The sequence below is a fragment of the Billgrantia hypersalina genome (assembly GCF_052584175.1).
In genome coordinates this window covers 42,282-60,338 of sequence record NZ_JBMIQI010000020.1, presented here as the reverse complement: position 1 = coordinate 60,338, position 18,057 = coordinate 42,282, and the positions used below count along the sequence as shown (strand labels likewise).

The 18,057-nt window shown below is 65.7% G+C and carries 16 protein-coding genes; 13 read left to right on the top strand and 3 right to left on the bottom strand.

What is annotated here, in order from left to right:
* Positions 1–123: 123 nt before the first annotated feature.
* The 7 genes from norR (ACOJCM_RS19055) to ACOJCM_RS19025 all read left to right on the top strand — a co-directional run bounded on the left by norR (ACOJCM_RS19055) (position 124) and on the right by ACOJCM_RS19025 (position 8,282).
* Positions 124–1,653 (top strand): nitric oxide reductase transcriptional regulator NorR, encoded by a 1,530-nt coding sequence (norR, locus tag ACOJCM_RS19055; protein ID WP_445213663.1) that lies wholly within the window; start codon positions 124–126, stop codon positions 1,651–1,653.
* 88 nt (positions 1,654–1,741) lie between these two features.
* The gene (locus ACOJCM_RS19050) at positions 1,742–2,518 is read left to right on the top strand and encodes an ABC transporter ATP-binding protein (RefSeq protein ID WP_445213662.1); all 777 of its coding nucleotides are present in this window, start codon (positions 1,742–1,744) and stop codon (positions 2,516–2,518) included.
* On the top strand, positions 2,515–3,498 hold the full coding sequence (locus ACOJCM_RS19045) for an ABC transporter substrate-binding protein (protein ID WP_445213661.1): 984 nt from the start codon (positions 2,515–2,517) through the stop codon (positions 3,496–3,498). Before ACOJCM_RS19050 ends, ACOJCM_RS19045 begins: the two co-directional genes overlap by 4 nt.
* A gap of 2 nt (positions 3,499–3,500) precedes the next feature.
* Positions 3,501–4,268 (top strand): ABC transporter permease, encoded by a 768-nt coding sequence (locus tag ACOJCM_RS19040; RefSeq protein WP_445213660.1) that lies wholly within the window; start codon positions 3,501–3,503, stop codon positions 4,266–4,268.
* 425 nt (positions 4,269–4,693) lie between these two features.
* Entirely contained in the window at positions 4,694–5,176 is a 483-nt protein-coding gene (ubiT, locus tag ACOJCM_RS19035) for a ubiquinone anaerobic biosynthesis accessory factor UbiT (RefSeq protein ID WP_445213659.1), read from the top strand.
* 37 nt (positions 5,177–5,213) lie between these two features.
* Positions 5,214–7,325, top strand: coding sequence for an adenosylcobalamin-dependent ribonucleoside-diphosphate reductase (locus ACOJCM_RS19030; protein WP_445213658.1), 2,112 nt, complete (start codon positions 5,214–5,216; stop codon positions 7,323–7,325).
* Positions 7,326–7,514: 189 nt separating this feature from the next.
* The gene (locus ACOJCM_RS19025) at positions 7,515–8,282 is read left to right on the top strand and encodes a ribonucleoside-diphosphate reductase (RefSeq protein WP_445213657.1); all 768 of its coding nucleotides are present in this window, start codon (positions 7,515–7,517) and stop codon (positions 8,280–8,282) included.
* An 81-nt stretch (positions 8,283–8,363) separates the two neighbouring features.
* Here the strand turns inward: ACOJCM_RS19025 and ACOJCM_RS19020 are convergent, their stop codons facing one another.
* On the bottom strand, positions 8,364–9,119 hold the full coding sequence (locus tag ACOJCM_RS19020) for a DeoR/GlpR family DNA-binding transcription regulator (protein WP_445213656.1): 756 nt from the start codon (positions 9,117–9,119) through the stop codon (positions 8,364–8,366).
* 217 nt (positions 9,120–9,336) lie between these two features.
* Here ACOJCM_RS19020 and ACOJCM_RS19015 point away from each other — a divergent pair, with 217 nt between their 5' ends.
* The 6 genes from ACOJCM_RS19015 to cdd are packed head-to-tail and all read left to right on the top strand — an operon-like array spanning position 9,337 to position 15,207.
* Positions 9,337–10,608 carry a NupC/NupG family nucleoside CNT transporter gene (locus ACOJCM_RS19015; RefSeq protein WP_445213655.1) on the top strand — a complete coding sequence of 424 codons (1,272 nt, stop codon included), beginning with the start codon at positions 9,337–9,339 and terminating at the stop codon, positions 10,606–10,608.
* 39 nt (positions 10,609–10,647) lie between these two features.
* Positions 10,648–11,421, top strand: coding sequence for a deoxyribose-phosphate aldolase (deoC, locus tag ACOJCM_RS19010; RefSeq protein ID WP_445213654.1), 774 nt, complete (start codon positions 10,648–10,650; stop codon positions 11,419–11,421).
* Complete coding sequence (gene deoA, locus ACOJCM_RS19005) at positions 11,421–12,782, top strand: thymidine phosphorylase (protein WP_445213653.1); 1,362 nt, start codon at positions 11,421–11,423, stop codon at positions 12,780–12,782. Before deoC ends, deoA begins: the two co-directional genes overlap by 1 nt.
* Entirely contained in the window at positions 12,779–14,044 is a 1,266-nt protein-coding gene (locus ACOJCM_RS19000) for a phosphopentomutase (RefSeq protein ID WP_445213652.1), read from the top strand. Before deoA ends, ACOJCM_RS19000 begins: the two co-directional genes overlap by 4 nt.
* 18 nt (positions 14,045–14,062) lie before the next feature.
* Complete coding sequence (gene deoD, locus ACOJCM_RS18995; protein WP_445213651.1) at positions 14,063–14,791, top strand: purine-nucleoside phosphorylase; 729 nt, start codon at positions 14,063–14,065, stop codon at positions 14,789–14,791.
* Positions 14,788–15,207, top strand: coding sequence for a cytidine deaminase (gene cdd / locus ACOJCM_RS18990; protein WP_445213650.1), 420 nt, complete (start codon positions 14,788–14,790; stop codon positions 15,205–15,207). The genes deoD and cdd overlap by 4 nt, the downstream gene beginning before the upstream one ends.
* A gap of 37 nt (positions 15,208–15,244) precedes the next feature.
* Here the strand turns inward: cdd and ACOJCM_RS18985 are convergent, their stop codons facing one another.
* On the bottom strand, positions 15,245–16,423 hold the full coding sequence (locus ACOJCM_RS18985; protein ID WP_445213649.1) for an alpha/beta fold hydrolase: 1,179 nt from the start codon (positions 16,421–16,423) through the stop codon (positions 15,245–15,247).
* 43 nt (positions 16,424–16,466) lie between these two features.
* The gene (norR, locus tag ACOJCM_RS18980) at positions 16,467–18,020 is read right to left on the bottom strand and encodes a nitric oxide reductase transcriptional regulator NorR (protein WP_445213648.1); all 1,554 of its coding nucleotides are present in this window, start codon (positions 18,018–18,020) and stop codon (positions 16,467–16,469) included.
* Positions 18,021–18,057: the final 37 nt, after the last annotated feature.

Here is an 18,057-nt window from a genome sequence, read left to right as displayed (position 1 = left end):
TCTTGTAGGAGCAAGCGCCGTGCCAAGAATGTGACCGCTTTGATTTCAAAGAGTTAACTTTACGATGGTAATAAATACCCTGGTCGGGTAGGGTTGTTTAGACCCTTTGAGGTAAATAACACCATGCTCGATCACTCCCTGCTTGCCGATCTCGCCGCCGACCTGCCCAGTGCCGTGCGCCTGCAGCGTCTGGTGCGCACCTTGCGCGAGGGCTTTCGCTGCGGCGCGGTCTGTCTGCTGCGCCTCCAGGAAGGCGTGCTGGCGCCGGTCGCCGTGGACGGCCTGGTACGCGAGGCGCTGGGGCGCCGCTTCGAGGTGGCCCGTCATCCACGCCTGGCCACCATCCTCACCAGCCGCCGCTCGACGCTGTTCCCGCCGGACTCGACCCTGCCCGACCCCTACGACGGCCTGGTCGAGCAGCAGCCGGACGAACCGCTGCACGTTCACGACTGCATGGGCATCAGCCTGCACGTCGAGGGGGAGCCCTGGGGCGTGCTGACGCTGGATGCGCTCGTGGCCGGCACCTTCGACGAGGCGTCGCGCACGTCGCTTGAGCGCTATGCCTTGCTGGTCGAGGCCGCTGTACGGGTCTCGCGCCTCGAGCAGGAGGTACGCGCGCTGCGCATGGCACGCCAGGGCGCACTCATACATGCCGCACCGGGGGACGGAGGCGAGATCCTCGGCCACAGCGCGGTGCTGCAACGTTTGCTGCATGAGCTCGACGTGGTCGCCGAGGCCGACCTGCCGGTACTGCTCAGCGGCGAGACCGGCGTGGGCAAGGAGCTTTTCGCCCGACGCCTGCACCAGCGCTCACCACGACGAGAGCAGGCACTGGTGCAGGTCAACTGCGCGGCGCTGCCGGAGACACTGGCCGAGAGCGAGCTGTTCGGTCACGTGAAGGGAGCCTTCTCGGGCGCCACGGCCGATCGGGCGGGGCGCTTCGAGGCCGCCGACGGCGGCACGCTGTTTCTCGACGAGGTGGGCGAGCTGCCGCTGGCAATCCAGGCCAAGCTGCTGCGTGCACTGCAGAACGGCGAGGTACAGCGCTTGGGAGAGGACACCCCGCGGCGGGTCGACGTGCGTATCATCGCCGCCACCAACCGCCACCTGGCCGACAGCGTGCGCGACGGCCATTTTCGCGCCGACCTCTATCACCGTCTGTCGGTGTATCCGGTAGCGATCCCGCCGCTGCGCGAGCGTGACAGCGACGTGCTGGTACTGGCCGGCCACTTCCTCGAGATCAACCGTGCCCGGCTCGGCGTACGCAGCCTGCGCCTGGCACCGGCGGCCGAGGCGGCGCTGCTCGATTACGCCTGGCCCGGCAATGTGCGCGAGCTGGAGCATGTCATCAGCCGGGCGGCGATCAAGGCGCTGGGGCACGGCGCCCGGCGCGACGACATCGTCACTCTCGAGCCGGAATGGCTCGATCTGCCCCATGCTCGAGCGTTGAGAACCACGCAGGACGAAGCGAGCGAGCCTGACGCCGCCCCTGCCCGCGGGCAACCGCTGCGCAGCCAGGTCGAATCCGCCCAGCGAAGCGCCATTCGTCAGGCCCTGGCGGCCTGCAACGGCAGCTGGGCGAGTGCCGCCCGGCGGCTCGACGTCGATCCCAGCAACCTGCACAAGTTGGCCCGCCGCTTGGGTATCAAGTAGCCTTCGGCTTTTCAAACCTGCCAAGTTGGTTATATAATGAACAGTCTAGTATTCCTTTTTTGAATATATACTTGTTCCGAGTGCTTCTATGCAGCTTCAGTTCGAGCGGGTTGCCAAGACCTTTAGCGACCTGAGGGTCATCGACTCCTTCGACACCACCATTCGCGACGGCGAGATCGTGGCCCTCGTCGGTCCGTCCGGCTGCGGCAAGTCGACCCTGCTGCACATGGTCGCGGGCCTGCAGCATGCTACCGAGGGGCTGGTAAAGGCGGACGGACGTCAGGTCGAGCGTCCCGCTCCCGAGCGCACCCTGGTGTTCCAGGAGCACGCCCTATACCCCTGGATGACGCTCAAGGAGAACGTCGCCCTGGCGCTGGAGTTCCAGGGGAGGCCGGCGACCGAGGCGCGCCAGCAGGCCATCCAGTGGCTGGCTCGGGTCAAGCTCGACGGCTTCGAGGGCTACTACCCGCACCAGGTATCCGGCGGCATGCGTCAACGCTGTGCCCTGGCCAGGGCCTTCATTGCCCGGCCCAAGGTGCTGCTGCTCGACGAACCGTTCGGCGCCCTCGACGCGCTGACCCGCTTGACGCTGCAGAGCGTGCTCAAGGACTTGATCGAGGAGGAGCGGCCCACCGTGGTGCTGGTCACTCACGACGTGGACGAAGCGCTCTATCTCGCCGATCGCGTGCTGGTGTTCAGCCAGCGCCCGGCGCGGGTGCTCGAGGAGTTCACCCTCGGCCATATCCCCAAGACCCATGACCTCACCGCCTTCGCCGATGTTCGCCGGGAGGTGCTCTCCCTGCTTGGCATCGATACGCAGGCCCAGGAAACCGAACGTCAAACCGAGAAAGGAGACGTGCAATGACACGCTGGCTCATCGCTCCCCTGCTGTCCCTGCTGCTCGCCGCCCCGCTATCCGCCAACGAACCGTTCCGGGTCGGTTACGTGCGTGTGATGGACGACGCCCAGGTCATGCTCGCCCAGGAGGCGGGACTCTACGAGAAGTACGGACTCGATGCCGAGCTGATCGAGTTCAGCTCGGGCACCGACTTGATCAAGGGGATCGTTGGCGGCCAGCTCGACATCGGCGTGCTGGGCTTCTCCAACGCCTTCACCTGGGCCGGTCGCGGAGCCGACCTGCGCATCGTCGGCGGCGCCCAGCGCGGCTACCATGCCCTGCTGGCCCATGAAGACGCGGGCATTGACGAGGTCGCTGACCTCGCCGGCAAGAGCCTTGCGTCGCAGAAGCAGGGCAGCACCGCCGATATCGTGCTCAAGGGCGTGACCCTGGCCGACGCCGGCCTGAGCGAGGATGACCTCAACATCATGGGCGTGGCCCCCTCGGTGGCGGTTCAGTCGCTGGCTGGCGGCCGCGTGGACGCCGCCTTCCTGTTCGAGCCCTACGCCCGACTCGCCCAGCTGCAGGCGCCGGTCAAGGAAATCTACGAGATCGGTGAAGTCTGGCCTTTCCCGTGCATGGTGGTGATCACCTCGGCCGAAACCCTGGAGAACCGTCGTGACGTGCTGTGGGCGGCGATGGACGCCCAGCGCGAAGCGATCGACATGCTCGAGAACTCGCCCGAAGAAGCGGCGCCCTACATCACCCACTACTTCATCAACGACGAAGTAGTCGAAGCGCGTGACGGCAGCACGGTTCCCAGCGTGGAAGTCATCGAACAGGCGATCGCCACCAATGACTTCAGCGCCAAGCTCACCGAAGACGACGTTGCGCGCATGAAGGAGCTGGCCGAGATCATGCAGACCCAGGGCATCCTCGAGGGTGAGGCCGTGTTCGACGTCGATGCGCTGCTCGACCTTTCCTGGCAGGAAGAGCGCGAACTTTGAGCATGGGCAATACCGCAACCGGCGTGGCCAGCAAGCGTGCCTATGTGCTGGCCATCGTCTTCATCCTGTTCTTCTGGCAGGTCGCCGCCTGGTTCCTGCCCAGCTTCCTCATGCCCGACGTGCATGTGGCCCTGATGCGCCTGTGGCGCGAGCTGGGCAGCGCCCAGTTCTACCAGGGGCTCGGCAATAGCATGGGACGGCTGGGAGCGGGCTACGGCGCGGCCCTGTTGGCCGGCATCGTGCTGGGACTGGTCGGCGGTACGTTGAATCCGGTTCGCAGCACCCTCAAGGCCGCCATCATCATCCTGCAATCGATTCCTTCGATCGCCTGGGTGCCGTTGTTCCTGATCCTGATGGGATTCGGCAACATGCCGATTATCGTGGTGGTGGCCGTGGGCGCCTTCTTCCCCACGGCGCTGAGTGTGATGAACGCCACCGAGAGCGTCGAGCGTGTGCATATCGATGCCGCGAGGGTCATGGGCGCCTCGCGCACGCAGATGCTCAAGCGCGTCTACTTCCCGGCGGTCACCCCGGAGCTGATCACCGGCGCCCAGCTCGCCTTCGGCAACGCCTGGCGGGCGCTGATCTCGGCCGAGATGATCGTCGGCTTCAGCGCCGGGCTCGGCAAGTCGCTGGCCTACTCGGGTGAGATCGCCGACATGACTGGCGTGATGACCAACATCCTGGTAATCGCCGTGCTCGCGGCCGTGATCGACCAGGTCATCCTCGAGCGCATCAAGTATCGCCTGCTGCGCTACCAGTACCTCTAACGCCTTTGTTTGGGGCTGGACGGGCCGAAGCGCCACATCGCGGCGCTTCGGCTTTACTTTTCAGCGGCCACGATACCGCTCTCCTTTAATCTCGAATCCCTCCCTCGGTCGTTCCTGAGCTTCATTCAGCGGGTCTCGATGAGCCCGTTTACCGCCACTGTCACGCAGCCGGCGTGCCAACCTCCGAAGCTGCCGCTTGGCGATCAAATAGTTACTGCAATGCAAGTGCTACCGTTAAAAATAAAAGCTACATGTGGTGCTTGATCCGCCAGGCTTGTCTATATATGGTGGCCGAGGCCCCGGTCGGGGCATTGGCACGAGCTTGACGCATATCAGTGCAGGCAGGCGGCGTCGAGCTTAGGATGAACGGTTTTCGTGGCCCTGTGCCGCACCGAATCCAACGGTTAGCTCTTCGGAGAGTCGCTATGTTTCCGCTGCCCTTGTCGCATTTGCCACGTCCGCCCGCCCCGACCCGCCTGATCCGTGCCATCGATCCCCGCGTGCCGCTCACATTCAAGCGCCATCTGATCGAGCCGTTGCTCAATCGCACCTTCGCCGAACCCCTGGCCGAGGGCGAGTTCGATGCGCTCGAGGGGAGGTGCATTTCGCTGCACATCGAGGACCTGGGTGTGGCACTGACGCTGACCCTCGAGGGGGGGCGGTTCAGGCTGACGGCCGAAGCGGGAGAGGCCGCCATCCGTGGCGGTTGGCGCGAATTTCTTTGCCTCGCGACCCGGCGCGAGGATCCCGACGCGCTGTTCTTCCAGCGCCGGTTGGTGATCGAGGGCGACACGGAGCTGGGCCTGATGGTCAAGAACTTGCTGGACAGTCGCGAGGAAGGGCTGGCCCAGGGCCGGCTCGGAGAATGGCTGGCGCGCTTCGAGCGCATGGCGCGTCAGGAACGTTGAACGATTTGAACTTTTGACCCTTACTGGAGATCCCTGCATGAGTACTTCCACCAAGGCCGTCAAGACATCCAACGAGGTGCCTATGCAAGCGCCCTCACGCGATATCTGGGACTCCAAGTATCGCCTCAAGGATCGTCATGGACGCCCCGTCGACAAGGACGTGGCAGCGACCTGGGACCGTGTGGCACGCGCCCTGGCGGCGGTGGAAGGCGAGCGTGCCGAGGAGTGGCTGCCCAAGTTCCGCTGGGCGCTGGAGAACGGCGCCATCCCGGCCGGCCGCATCATGTCCAACGCCGGCGCCGAGGACTACAAGCCGGCGGTGAGCCTTATCAACTGCACCGTCTCGCGCACCATCCGCGACTCCATGCACGACATCCTCTCCTCGGTGGTGGATGCCGGCATGACCCTCAAGGCGGGCTGCGGTATCGGCTACGAGTTCTCCACCCTGCGCCACAAGGGCGCCTTCGTGTTCGGCGCCGGTGCCGGCACCAACGGCCCGCTGGCGTTCATGGATATCTACGACAAGATGTGCTTCACGGTGGCCTCGGCGGGCGGCCGCCGCGGCGCGCAGATGGGTACCTTCGACGTCGGCCACCCCGATGTGAAGAGCTTCATCGAGGCCAAGCGCGAGGCCGGCAGGCTGCGCCAGTTCAACCTCTCGCTGCTGATTACCGACGAGTTCATGGAGGCGGTGAAGAACGACGCCGACTGGCCGCTGGCCTTCCCGCTGCACGCTGGCGAGAAGGAGGACGTCAAACCCGAGGACCTGATCTACCGCGACTGGCCGGTGATCGAGGACGGCTACAGCGTCGATGCCGAAGGCCGCGTGGCCTGCCGCATCGTCGAGGTGATCAAGGCGCGCGAGCTGTGGGACACCATCATGCGTTCCACCTACGACTTCGCCGAGCCGGGCTTCATCCTGATCGATCAGGTCAACCGCATGAACAACAACTGGTTCTGCGAGGAGATCCGCGCCACCAACCCCTGCGGGGAGCAGCCTCTGCCGCCGGAAGGCGCCTGCCTGCTCGGCTCGGTCAACCTGACCCGTTTCGTCATCGACCCCTTCGGCAAGAAGCCGCGCTTCGACTGGGAACGCTACCGCCAGGTAGTGGCGATCTTTACCCGCATGCTCGACAACGTCGTCGAGATCAGCGGCCTGCCGCTGGAGGGCCAGCGCCGCGAGATCGAGGCCAAGCGCCGCCATGGCATGGGCTTCCTCGGCCTCGGCTCGACCCTGACCATGCTCAAGATTCCCTACGGCTCGCCCGAGTCGCTCGCCTTTACCGAGGAAGTCAGCCGCAACCTGGCCCTCGAGGGCTGGAAGCAGGCGCTGGAGCTCTCCCGCGAAAAAGGCATGGCGCCGGTACTCGCCGAGGACTTCGAGATCACCCCGAAGATGATGCGCGAGCGTCCGGAGCTGGCGAAGGACGGTTACGAGATCGGCGATAAGGTGCCGGGGCGCATCCTGCATGCCCGCTACAGTCGCTACATGCAGAAGGTCGCTGAGGTAGAGCCGGAGCTGGTGGCCGCACTCGCCGAGCACGGGGCGCGCTTCACCCACCACAGCTCCATCGCGCCGACCGGCACCATTTCGCTGTCGCTGGGTAACAACGCCTCCAACGGTATCGAGCCGTCGTTCTCACACCGCTACTTCCGCAACGTGATCCAGTCGGGCAAGAAGACCAAGGAGCAGGTGGAGGTGGTCTCCTTCGAGCTCGCCGCCTACCGCCATTTCATCGCCAGCGATGCGGTGGAGAGCGACCTGCCCGACTACTTCATCACGGCCGACGCGGTCACGCCGCAGCAGCACGTGGCGGTGCAGGCGGCAGCCCAGGCTTGGGTCGACTCGGCCATCTCCAAGACGGTCAACGTGCCCACCGAGTTCCCCTTCGAGCAGTTCAAGGATCTTTACCTGGACGCCTACCAGAGCAAGCTCAAGGGCTGCACCACCTTCCGCTTCAACCCCGAGGCGTTCCAGGGCGTACTGGTGCGCGAGGACGACCTCAAGAACACCACCTACGTCTTCGAGCTTGAGAACGGCGAGACGCTGGAGCTCTCCGGCGACGAAAAGGTGGTTTACGACGGCGAAGAGCACAACGCGGCGAACCTGTACGACGCGCTGAAGGAAGGCACCTATGGGAAATGGTAAGCCTCTGCTCTCCCAACTGCCGGTAGCGAGGGGCGCCGGGGACAGGCCGAAGAGGAGGTCCTTCGCCATGGATGGCGAAGGTAGCGCCCAAGGAGGGGTTTACAGCGCCTCCTCGCAGGCCTGTCGACGGACAAGCCCCGAGCGAGTGAAGCTTCGCGCCTTTGAATTCTTTTCCGCAGGAGCCTGCTGATGGCCGTCGAAATCAAGTCCAAGATCGTTTCCTACAGCGTCAAGAAGGCGGTGGAAGCGCCGCCGCTGGCTGACGAGAATCCGCTCACGGTTCGTATTCCCTCGCGCCCGGAAGGGACGCTGGAAGCCGTTTCCGAGAAGATCTCCTACGTCGGCGCCGAAGGCCGCAAGAAGGTCTACCTGCTGGTGTCGTTCATGCCGGTAGAAGGCGTGCTCGACGGCAAGCGGGTGGTGATCGAGCGTCCGGTGGAGTTCTTCTTCCCGTCCGGCCAGCTCTCCAGCGAACACCAGTGGATCACCGCCACCATGCGTAGCCTGTCACTGGCCGCCCGCGGTGGTTACGTCACCCAGGCGGTGGCCGACCTGCGCAAGGTGGCCTGGGACAAGGGCCTGGTGCGCTGCGGCATGAACCGCTGGGGCAAGCCGATGTTTCACGACTCTGAGGTGGCGGCCATCGCCTGGTCGATCCAACAGATCCTATATCGCCGCGGCTTCCTCGACCAGGACGGCAACCAGGTGCCGGTGGAGGACCTGGTCAGCCGCTACGCCCACCGCCTGGCCCACGGCCACCCCTGGCAGCCGCCCACTCCTGAAGAGGAGGCGAAGGCTGAGCAGCAGGTGCAGCAGGCAAGCCAGGGCGAGGCCACGACCGAGCAGGGCGACGGCCCCACGGTGGTGGGGCACTGCCCGGAGTGTCGCGGCGAGCTGATCATGATGGATGGGTGTCCGACTTGCTACGCGGGCTGCGGCTGGTCCAAGTGTGGCTAGGCTGGGACGATAACTGGCGGCGCTCGGTCACCACCTCCTCCCCCGAAGCCGGACTTGCTCCGGCTTCGTCGTGTCCGGGCTTCAGGCGACGACGATTCTGGGGCCGCCGCTCTTGGTGGAGTGTGGCATGGGGCCGTCAGTGATCATCACGTCGAAGTCGTCGAGACGGGCGAAATAGGCGGGGCGGACCTGGCCGATCTTGCTCGCGTCGACGACCAGCAGGCGCTGCTCGGCGCAGGCGATGGCGGCCTGTTTGGGCGCGACCTCATGGAAGTGGAAGCAGCTTACGCCGCGTTCGGCGTGAACGCCTGCCGCGGACAGGAAGGCGCGGTTGATGCCCAGGCGCCGTATCGCGGCGTTCATGTCATCACTGCTGAATGAGTGTGAGCTGTCATGGTAGAGGCCACCCAATAGCACCAGGCGCACCTCGGGCAGCAGGCTCACTGCATTAGCCACATTGAGCGCATACGTCACCACGGTGAGACGCTTGTGGGCAGCCAGCAGGCCGACTAGCGGGGGCAGCGTGGTGCCGCAGTCGATGAACAGAGTATCGCCATCCGCAATGAAGCCGGCGGCCCGCTCGCAGAGTCGGCGCTTGGCCGGGGCGTGGCTGTCCTTCTGCATATCGAGATCGTAGACCGGCGCGTAGCGCGGGTGGGACGTCAGCACCAGGCGACCGCCAAGCAGCGTCATGGCGCCGTTGCTGGCGGCCACGTCACGACGGACGGTCATCTCCGAGACGCCACAGAGGCGGGCGGCTTCACTGAGACGAAGGGCGCCGCCGCCGGCGAGCGCCTGTTGCAGACGGGCCAGGCGCATGGCGCTGCGGTCGTTCATGTTCCACTTTCCTCCATGCTCTACGTTGTCACCGCTCGGCCGACGTTGCGGTTCCTTTGCATGCCTTGGCACCGTGCAGGCGAGCGCGATGCCCACGTTGGAATTATCACAACGAATGTTATAACTTTAACATTCCTGCGCGACTCCTGCGCGCTTCAACCACAATCAGGTGTGGTCCGTACCGCGGGCCAACCCAGCACGTACGGAAGGGACCCCCATGACGGCGCTCATGAGCTTGGTCGGTATGACGACACTGATCGTCATTGCTCTAATCTTCTCCAGCAACCGCCGCGATATCCGCTTGCGAACCGTGGGTGGCGCCTTCGCCATCCAGGCCGGCATCGGTGCCTTCGTGCTCTACGTGCCGTTCGGCCAGGCGGTGCTGCAGACGATTTCCGCAGGTGTCAGCCAGGTGGTGCTGTATGCCAATGACGGCATCGACTTCCTGTTCGGTGGCCTGGCCGACGTCGAGAGCATCGGCTTCGTTTTCGCGATCAAGGTATTGCCGGTCATCATCTTCTTTTCGTCCCTGATCGCCGTGCTCTATTACATCGGCATCATGCAGTGGGTGATTCGCATCCTCGGCGGCGCGCTGCAGAAGGCGCTGGGCACCTCACGCACCGAATCGCTCTCGGCCACCGCCAACATCTTCGTCGGCCAGACCGAGGCGCCGCTGGTGGTGCGCCCCTTCATCGCCCGCATGACCCCTTCGCAGCTGTTCGCGGTAATGTGCGGCGGGCTGGCCTCGGTGGCGGGTTCGGTGCTGGCCGGCTATGCGGCGCTGGGCATCCCGATGGAGTACCTGGTGGCGGCGTCGTTCATGGCCGCTCCCGGCGGGCTCTTGTTCGCCAAGCTGATCATGCCCGAGACCCAGGAGCCGGTGGACGACACGGAAGAAGCGAACCAGGTCATCGAGGAGGAGGACCGGCCGGTCAACGTTCTCGACGCGGCGGCCACCGGTGCCACCTCGGGGCTGCGCCTGGCGGCCAACGTCGGCGCCATGCTGCTCGCCTTCATCGGCTTGATCGCGCTGATCAACGGCATGCTCGGCGGCGTGGGCGGTTGGATCGGCGTCGAGGAGCTGAGCCTGGAGCTGATCCTTGGCTGGCTCTTCGCCCCGCTCGCCTTCGTCCTCGGTGTGCCCTGGGAGGAGGCGACGCTGGCCGGCTCCTTCATAGGCCAGAAGCTGGTAGTCAACGAGTTCGTCGCCTTCATCAACCTGTCGCCCTATGTGGAAGGCACCTCGATGGTGATGAATACCGGCCAGGCCATGAGCGGGCATACCGTGGCGATTCTTTCCTTCGCCCTGTGCGGCTTCGCCAACCTCTCGTCGATTGCCATCCTGCTCGGCGGCCTGGGGAGCATCGCCCCCAGCCGGCGCCATGACATCGCCCGCTTCGGCGTCAAGGCGGTGCTGGCCGGCACGCTCTCCAACCTGATGTCGGCGGCCATCGCCGGCTTCTTCCTCTCCATAGGCGGGGTGATCTGATGGCCACCGCAAATCCATTCCGTAGCGACAGGTAACGTCATGACCGAACTGCAGCAGGCCGCGCGCCAGGCCCTGGCGTTGATGGACCTCACCAGCCTCAACGACGACAACAGCGATGCCGTCATTCGCGAACTCTGCGCTCGCGCCGATACGCCAGTAGGGCACCCGGCGGCGATATGCATTTACCCGGCTTTCATCGCCACCGCAAGAGACGCGCTGGCCGAGCAGGGCCTGGCCGGCAAGGTGAAGGTGGCCACGGTGACCAACTTCCCCCGCGGCGAGGCCGATATCGAGCGTGCCGCGGCCGAGACACGCGCGGCCGTCGCCGCGGGGGCCGATGAGGTCGACGTGGTCTTTCCCTACCGCGCGCTGATGGCGGGCGACGCCGAGGTGGGCCGCGAGCTGGTTGCCGCCTGCAAGCATGAGTGCGGCGACAAGGTGCTCAAGGCGATTCTGGAAACCGGCGAGCTCAAGGAGGCGGGCCTGATCGACCGCGCCGGCATGCTCGCCATCGAAGGCGGCGCCGACTTCCTCAAGACTTCCACCGGCAAGGTGAAGGTCAATGCCACGCTGGACGCGGCCAAGATCCTGCTCACCGCGATCAAGGCGAGCGGGCGCGACGTGGGCTTCAAGGCCGCCGGCGGCGTGCGTACCGCCGAGGATGCCGCCGCCTACCTGCAGCTCGCCGAGCAGGTGATGGGGGCGGAGTGGATCACTCCGGCGCACTTCCGCTTCGGCGCCTCGGGCCTGCTGGGCAGTCTGCTCGACACCCTCGGCGAGACGGGCGGCAACGCACCGCATGGCGGCTACTGATGCGCTCGGGTGCCCTGCCCCAGGAGCGGATCCGTGCCAAGCGCGACGGTGAGGCGCTCCCGCCCGAGGCGATCCGTGAACTGATTGGTGACATCAGTGACGGCAGCCTCTCCGACGCCCAGGTGGGGGCGCTGGCCATGGCGATCTATCTCAACGGCATGAGTGCCGCCGAGACGGTGGCGCTGACCGAGGCCGTACGCGACTCCGGCGAAGTGCTGACGTGGCACGACCTCGACCTGTCGGGACCGGTGCTCGACAAGCACTCCACCGGCGGCGTGGGCGACCTCGTTTCGCTGGTGCTGGGGCCCTGGGTTGCCGCCTGTGGTGGTTTCGTGCCGATGGTCTCCGGCCGGGGCCTGGGCCATACCGGGGGCACCCTGGACAAGCTCGAGGCGATTCCCGGCTACGACATCGCCCCCTCGCGGGAGCGCTTTCGCCGCCTGGTGCGTGAGGCGGGCGTGGCCATCGTCGGCCAGACCGCCGAGCTGGCGCCGGCCGACCGGCGGCTCTATGCCATCCGCGACGTCACCGCCACGGTGGAGTCGCTGCCGCTGATCGTCAGCTCGATCCTGGGCAAGAAGCTCGCCTGCGGCCTCGATGCCTTGGTGATGGACGTCAAGACCGGCAGCGGCGCCTTTATGCCCACGCCCGAGGCATCACGCGAGCTGGCGCTGACGATTGCCGAGGTGGCGAGTCGGGCCGGCACGCCGACCACGGCGCTGCTCACCGACATGAGCCAGCCGCTGGCGCCCTGCGCCGGCAATGCCGTCGAGGTGCGCGAGGCGATTGCGCTACTGACCTGCGAGAAGAGTGGCGAGAAGCGGGGCGGTCGCCTGTTCGAGGTGACCCGCGAGCTCGCCGCTGAGCTGCTGCTGGCCGGTCGGCTGGTCGAGAACCGCGTTGTGGCCTTGGCCCTGCTCGACGAACGGCTTGCGAGCGGTGCCGCCGCCGAACGCTTCGCGCGCATGGTAGCGGGCCTGGGCGGCCCCGCCGACCTGCTCGAGCGTCACGACCGCTATCTGCCCCAGGCACCCGTCGTGCGCCCCGTATACGCTGAGCGTAACGGCAGGATCACGCGGATGGATACCCGCGCCGTGGGCCTGGCCGTAGTGGAACTGGGCGGCGGGCGGCGTGCGCCGGAGGATGCCATCGACCCCGCTGTCGGCCTGACCGGCATCGCCGCCCTGGGCGAGGCCCTCGACCGCGAGCGCCCCCTGGCCTGGGTGCACGCGCGAAGCGACGCCGAGGCCGAGCGCGCCGCGGTGCAGCTGCGAGCGGCCATCGAAGTGAACGACGTCGCGGCCGCCGGCGTCAGACTGCCTACACTCATTCAGGACGTGATACGTCGGGAGGCGCCATGACCCGTGCCATCGTGCTGGTACTCGATTCCTTCGGCATCGGCGGCGCGCCGGATGCGGTGGATTTCGGCGATGCCGGGGCCGATACCCTGGGCCATATCGCCGCCGCCTGTGCCCGGGGCAAGGCCGAACTGGCGCCCGGCCCCGCCGACGGTAGCGGCCGCAGTGGCCCGTTGTACTTGCCCAACCTGGCGCGGCTGGGGCTGTTCCACGCCCACCGCGAAAGCAGCGGCGCCTGGGCCGAAGGCGTGGCATCGCCCACGGAGGTAGTCGGTGCCTACGGCCATGCCCGCGAGATCTCCTCGGGCAAGGACACCCCCTCCGGTCACTGGGAGATCGCCGGCGTGCCGGTGCGCTTCGACTGGGGCTACTTTTTCGATCTCGAGGACAGTTTCCCGCCCGAACTGCTCGAGGCGCTCGAGCGCGAGGCAGGGCTGTCCGGCGTGCTGGGCAACTGCCACGCCTCGGGCACCGAGATCATCGCCCGGCTCGGCGAGGAGCACATGGCGAGCGGAAAGCCCATCGTCTACACCTCGGGCGACTCGGTGTTCCAGATCGCCGCCCACGAGGAGACCTTCGGCCTCGAGCGGCTCTATGCCCTGTGCGAAATCGCCCGCCAATTGCTCGAGCCCTACAACATCGGCCGGGTAATCGCACGGCCCTTCGTCGGGCAGGGCGCCGATGACTTCACCCGTACCGCCAACCGCCGCGACTACAGTGTCGAGCCGCCCGCACCGACAGTACTGCAGAAGCTCGAGGACGCTGGCGGCGAGGTGATCGCCATCGGCAAGATCGCCGACATCTACGCCCATTGCGGCGTGACGCGTACGGTCAAGGCCAGCGGCCACGATGCGCTGATGGATGCCACCCTGGCTGCCCTCCAGGAAGCCGGCGAACGTTCCCTCGTCATGACCAATTTCGTCGACTTCGACACCCTCTACGGCCATCGTCGCGACGTGGCCGGCTACGCCGCCGCACTGGAGGCCTTCGATGCCCGTCTGCCCGAGCTGCTGGAAAGATTGCATGACGACGACCTGCTGGTGATCACCGCCGACCACGGCTGCGACCCCACCTGGCACGGCAGCGACCACACCCGCGAGCGGGTGCCGGTACTGGCGCTGGGAGCGGGGCTCGAGCCCGGTTCGCTCGGTGCGCGCGACACCTTTGCCGACATCGGCCAGAGCGTGGCGGCGCACCTGGGCCTTTCGCCCATGGCCGACGGAAAGAGTTTCCTCCACGGCGTTTCCTCCGCCACCGAACAGTGACAGCCACAGGAGAACGTGATGGCGACCCCCCATATCCAGGGCGAACGCGGCATTTTCGCCGACACCGTGCTGATGCCCGGTGACCCGCTGCGCGCCAAGTACATCGCCGAGACTTTTCTCGAGGACGCGCGCGAAGTGAACAGCGTGCGCAACATGCTCGGCTACACCGGCCGCTATCGCGGTCGCGAGATCTCGGTGATGGGTCACGGCATGGGTATCCCTTCGGTGTCGATCTACGCCAAGGAACTGATTACCGACTATGGCGTGAAGCGGCTGATCCGGGTGGGCTCCTGCGGTGCAGTGCGCGACGACGTGGCGGTACGTGACGTGGTGATCGGCCTGGGCGCGAGCACCGACTCGGCAGTCAACCGCACCCGTTTCATGGGGCATGATTTCGCCGCCATCGCCGACTTCGAGCTGACCCGCCATGCGGTGGACGCCGCCGCGGCCCAGGGCGTAGCGGTGAAGGTGGGCAACCTGTTCTCGGCGGACCTGTTCTACAACCCCCAGGCGGAGCTGTTCACGCTGATGAAGCGCTACGGCATCGTCGGCGTGGAGATGGAGGCGGCGGGGCTCTACGGCGTGGCGGCGGAGTTCGGCGGCCGGGCGATGACCCTCTGCACGGTGTCGGATCACATCCTCAAGGGCGAGTCGCTGCCCAGCGAGGCCCGCGAGCGCAGCTTCAACGAGATGGTCGAGGTGGCGCTGGAGGCGGTGCTGCGCGACGACGAGGGGAGTGCAGCATGAGCGAGACCTTCGGGCAGAGCATCGATCCGGCCATCGTCGAGGCGCTGATCGGCGTACGCGGACGCGCCTACGCGCCCTACTCGGAGCATCCGGTCGGCGCGCTGGTGGAGAGCGAGAGCGGGGCGCGCTATACCGGCGCTAACGTCGAAGTGGCGCACTACAAGGGGCTGTGCGCCGAGGCCTCGGCCATCGCCGCTATGGTCAGCGCTGGCGATCGACGCCTGCGCCACGTCTACGTCATCGGCCCCGGCGAGCACCTGTGCTCGCCCTGCGGCGATTGCCGCCAGCGCATTCGCGAGTTCGCCGACGCCGAGACGCGAATCCACGTGCTCGACGCCCAAGGAGCACCGCTCAGGCACTACCGCATGGAAGAATTGTTGCCCGATGCGTTTGGGCCGGAGAACCTGGGGCGCTGAGCCGGCTGCATGGCGTGGCGTCCGCGCACCAGGAGCCTCAGGCGCTCGCTTCCTCCGACAGAATCAGGCACTCGACGAGCAGCTGACCTTCGATGTTGCGGCACACCCCGTTGAGCTGCACGGGCAGTTCCGTGCCGTCTCGTCCGAGCAACGTCATATGGACCCCTTCCGCCTTGCCGTGCAGCCGGATCATGGGGAAGAAGAACATCTGATGGAAGAGCCGGCTGGAGGGCGTGAGCACCGTGTCGATGGCGGCATTCTGAAGTTCGTCGGAAGTGAAGCCAAGCCAGCCGAGCAGCCGGTCGTTTACGGCGTGAATACGGCCTTCCAGAGTGAACGACAGGAAGCCGCACGGAAGCTGGTGAAGTTCGCTGCTGGTTCGCTGCCGGCCGGCGGGTGTCTGTCCGACCAGGTAGTCGCGCATCGCCGCGATGATCGCTTCGGGGTGGCTCATGTGCGGGCAGTGCCCGGTGGCGGCGAGAAGACGGTAGGTGCTGTTCGGCGTATTGTCGCGCATGTACTCCCCGACACCGATCGGTGCGATGGCGTCCTCCTCGGACTGTAGTATCAACGAGGGCACGGTCGCTTTCGGCAGGTCCTCCCGGTTGTCCGAAAAGAACGTGACCTTGGCGAAATTGTGGGCAATGACCGGATCGGTCGAACAGAAGCTCGTCTTGAGCTCTTCGGTCAGTTCGGGGCGGTCCTCGTTTCGCATGATGACCGGCGCGAGAAAGCTGGCCCACCCCAGGTCGTTCTTCTTCATCATGTCCAGCAGCCCTTCCAGGGAGGCCCGCTCGAAGCCCCCCTGATAGCCGCCTTCCTCGTTGAGGTAGCAGGGAGAGGGGCCGATCATGACGCTTCGGTCGAAGCGTTCGGGCTCGCGGAGGGAGGCCAGCAGCCCGATGACGCAACCCACGGAGTGCCCGACGAAGATGGCATCCGTAATGTCCAGGGCCGTCAGCACATCGATCACATCCTGGGCGTAGCCGTGCAGGCTTCCGTACTTGTCCGGACAGTAGGCCGACAGGTCCGACTCCCCCGCACCAACGTAATCGAACAGGACGACGCGATAGTCGTTGGCGAACGCAGGCACGATGTAGCGCCACATGTTCTGGTCGCAGCCGAAGCCGGCGGCGAAAATCATGGCCTGAGTGCCGTAGCCCATGACTTTGACGTTGTTCCGCTTGATGATGTTGCGCTTGATAGCCTGCTGCACGTGGGCTCCTGCCTGTCGTGATGGAATGTTGGCGTGTTCGGCTCTACTTCAACCCCAGGCGTTTCCCCAGTCGATGCAGGTTGCCGTTGTCGATGGCCAAGGTGCGTGCCGTTGCCGCCCAGTTGTTCTCATGGGATGTGAGTGCATGCTGAATGTACTGGCGCTGAAAATTCTCGGTCGCTTCCCGCAGGGCAAGCCACTTTTCGGGCGTCGCGGACGTCTCGGCGATGGCCACATCAGGCGTAGGCTGAAGGGCTCCGGAGAAGTCGAGGTGCTCGGCGGTGATCGTGACGATACCGCGTGGATAGGTTGCCGCGGCGCTCCGCTGCGCCTGAAGCTGCTCGCCCAATGCCCGCAGCGCCGCGCGGCTCAAGGTATGTTCCAGCTCCCTGACGTTGCCGGGCCAGTGCCAGGCGACCAGGGATTTCTCGGCGTGATGATCCAGGCGCAGGCTGGCCAGGCTCAGGCGAATGCGGTTGTCCTCGAGAAATTCACGGGCGAGAAGGGGAATGTCCTCCTGGCGTTCTCGCAGCGAGGGCACCTGGAGAGGAAAGGCGCTCAGCCGGTGGTACAGATCCTCGCGGAAACGACCTGCCGCCACCTCTTCGGCAAGGTTGCGGTTGGTCACCGTGATCACGCGAACGTCGATCTTAAGGGTATGTTCGCTGCCCAGCGGCTGTATCTCGCCCTCTTGAAGGGCTCGCAGCAGCTTGGGCTGAAGCGTCAGCGGTAATTCGCCAATCTCATCGAGCATGAGCGTGCCGCCATCCGCCATGGCGAAATGGCCGCGATGCTCCTTGATGGCGCCGGAAAAGGCGCCCCGCTTGTGGCCGAACAGTTCGCTCTCGACCAGATGCTCGGGCAAGGCAGCGCAATTGATCTTGATGAACGGCTTGTCGTGGCGAGTCGAACGCCTGTGCAGTTGCCTGGCGACTCGCTCCTTGCCGACCCCGGTCTCACCCAGCAGGAGTACACCCATACTGGTCGGGGCGACAAGCTGTATGGCCTCGTCGAGCCGGCACATGGCAGGGCTGCGCCAATGGGTGTGCCGGTCCCGCGCGGATGCTTCGCCATCGCCTTCGAAAGCATGGGGCAGGGCGAATCGCTGGCGATGGGCCAGACGCAGGCAGGCACCCAGCAGGTCGGCCGTGGCAGAGAGTCGCTCATCGTCGTTTGTATCGAATCGCCCAGGCGTCCGGCTTAGCAATACCAGCGCCCCGTTGGGGCGGTCGGCGTCGTGAAAGGCGATGCCGATAGCATCCCGGACATCGGTCAGCTCCTTTGCCAGCAAGTGGCCGAACGGTTCCGATAGTGGCGACTGCAGGTCGAGTCGCCATCGTTGCGGATGTTCTGTTACGGCGGGTGGCAGAGGGAGCGCCGCCTGGGTCAGTCGATGGTGACTTTTCGGGGCAAGCCCGTGAGAGGCGGCCAGCCGCAAATTTTCGCCATCGCCAGCGAGGAGAAGGGTGTAATCGGTAGCGAAGGAGGTCGAGAGCGCCTCGAGGCAGTTGGCCCAGGTGTCGTGCAGTTCCTTGCCGGCAAGCCCATCACTTAGCTGATGCAGCAATTTTCGCAGGGCCAGAAGTAGGGGCGCCATCGTTGTCATCCGTGTGTGTTTTTGACAATTCCTGAGT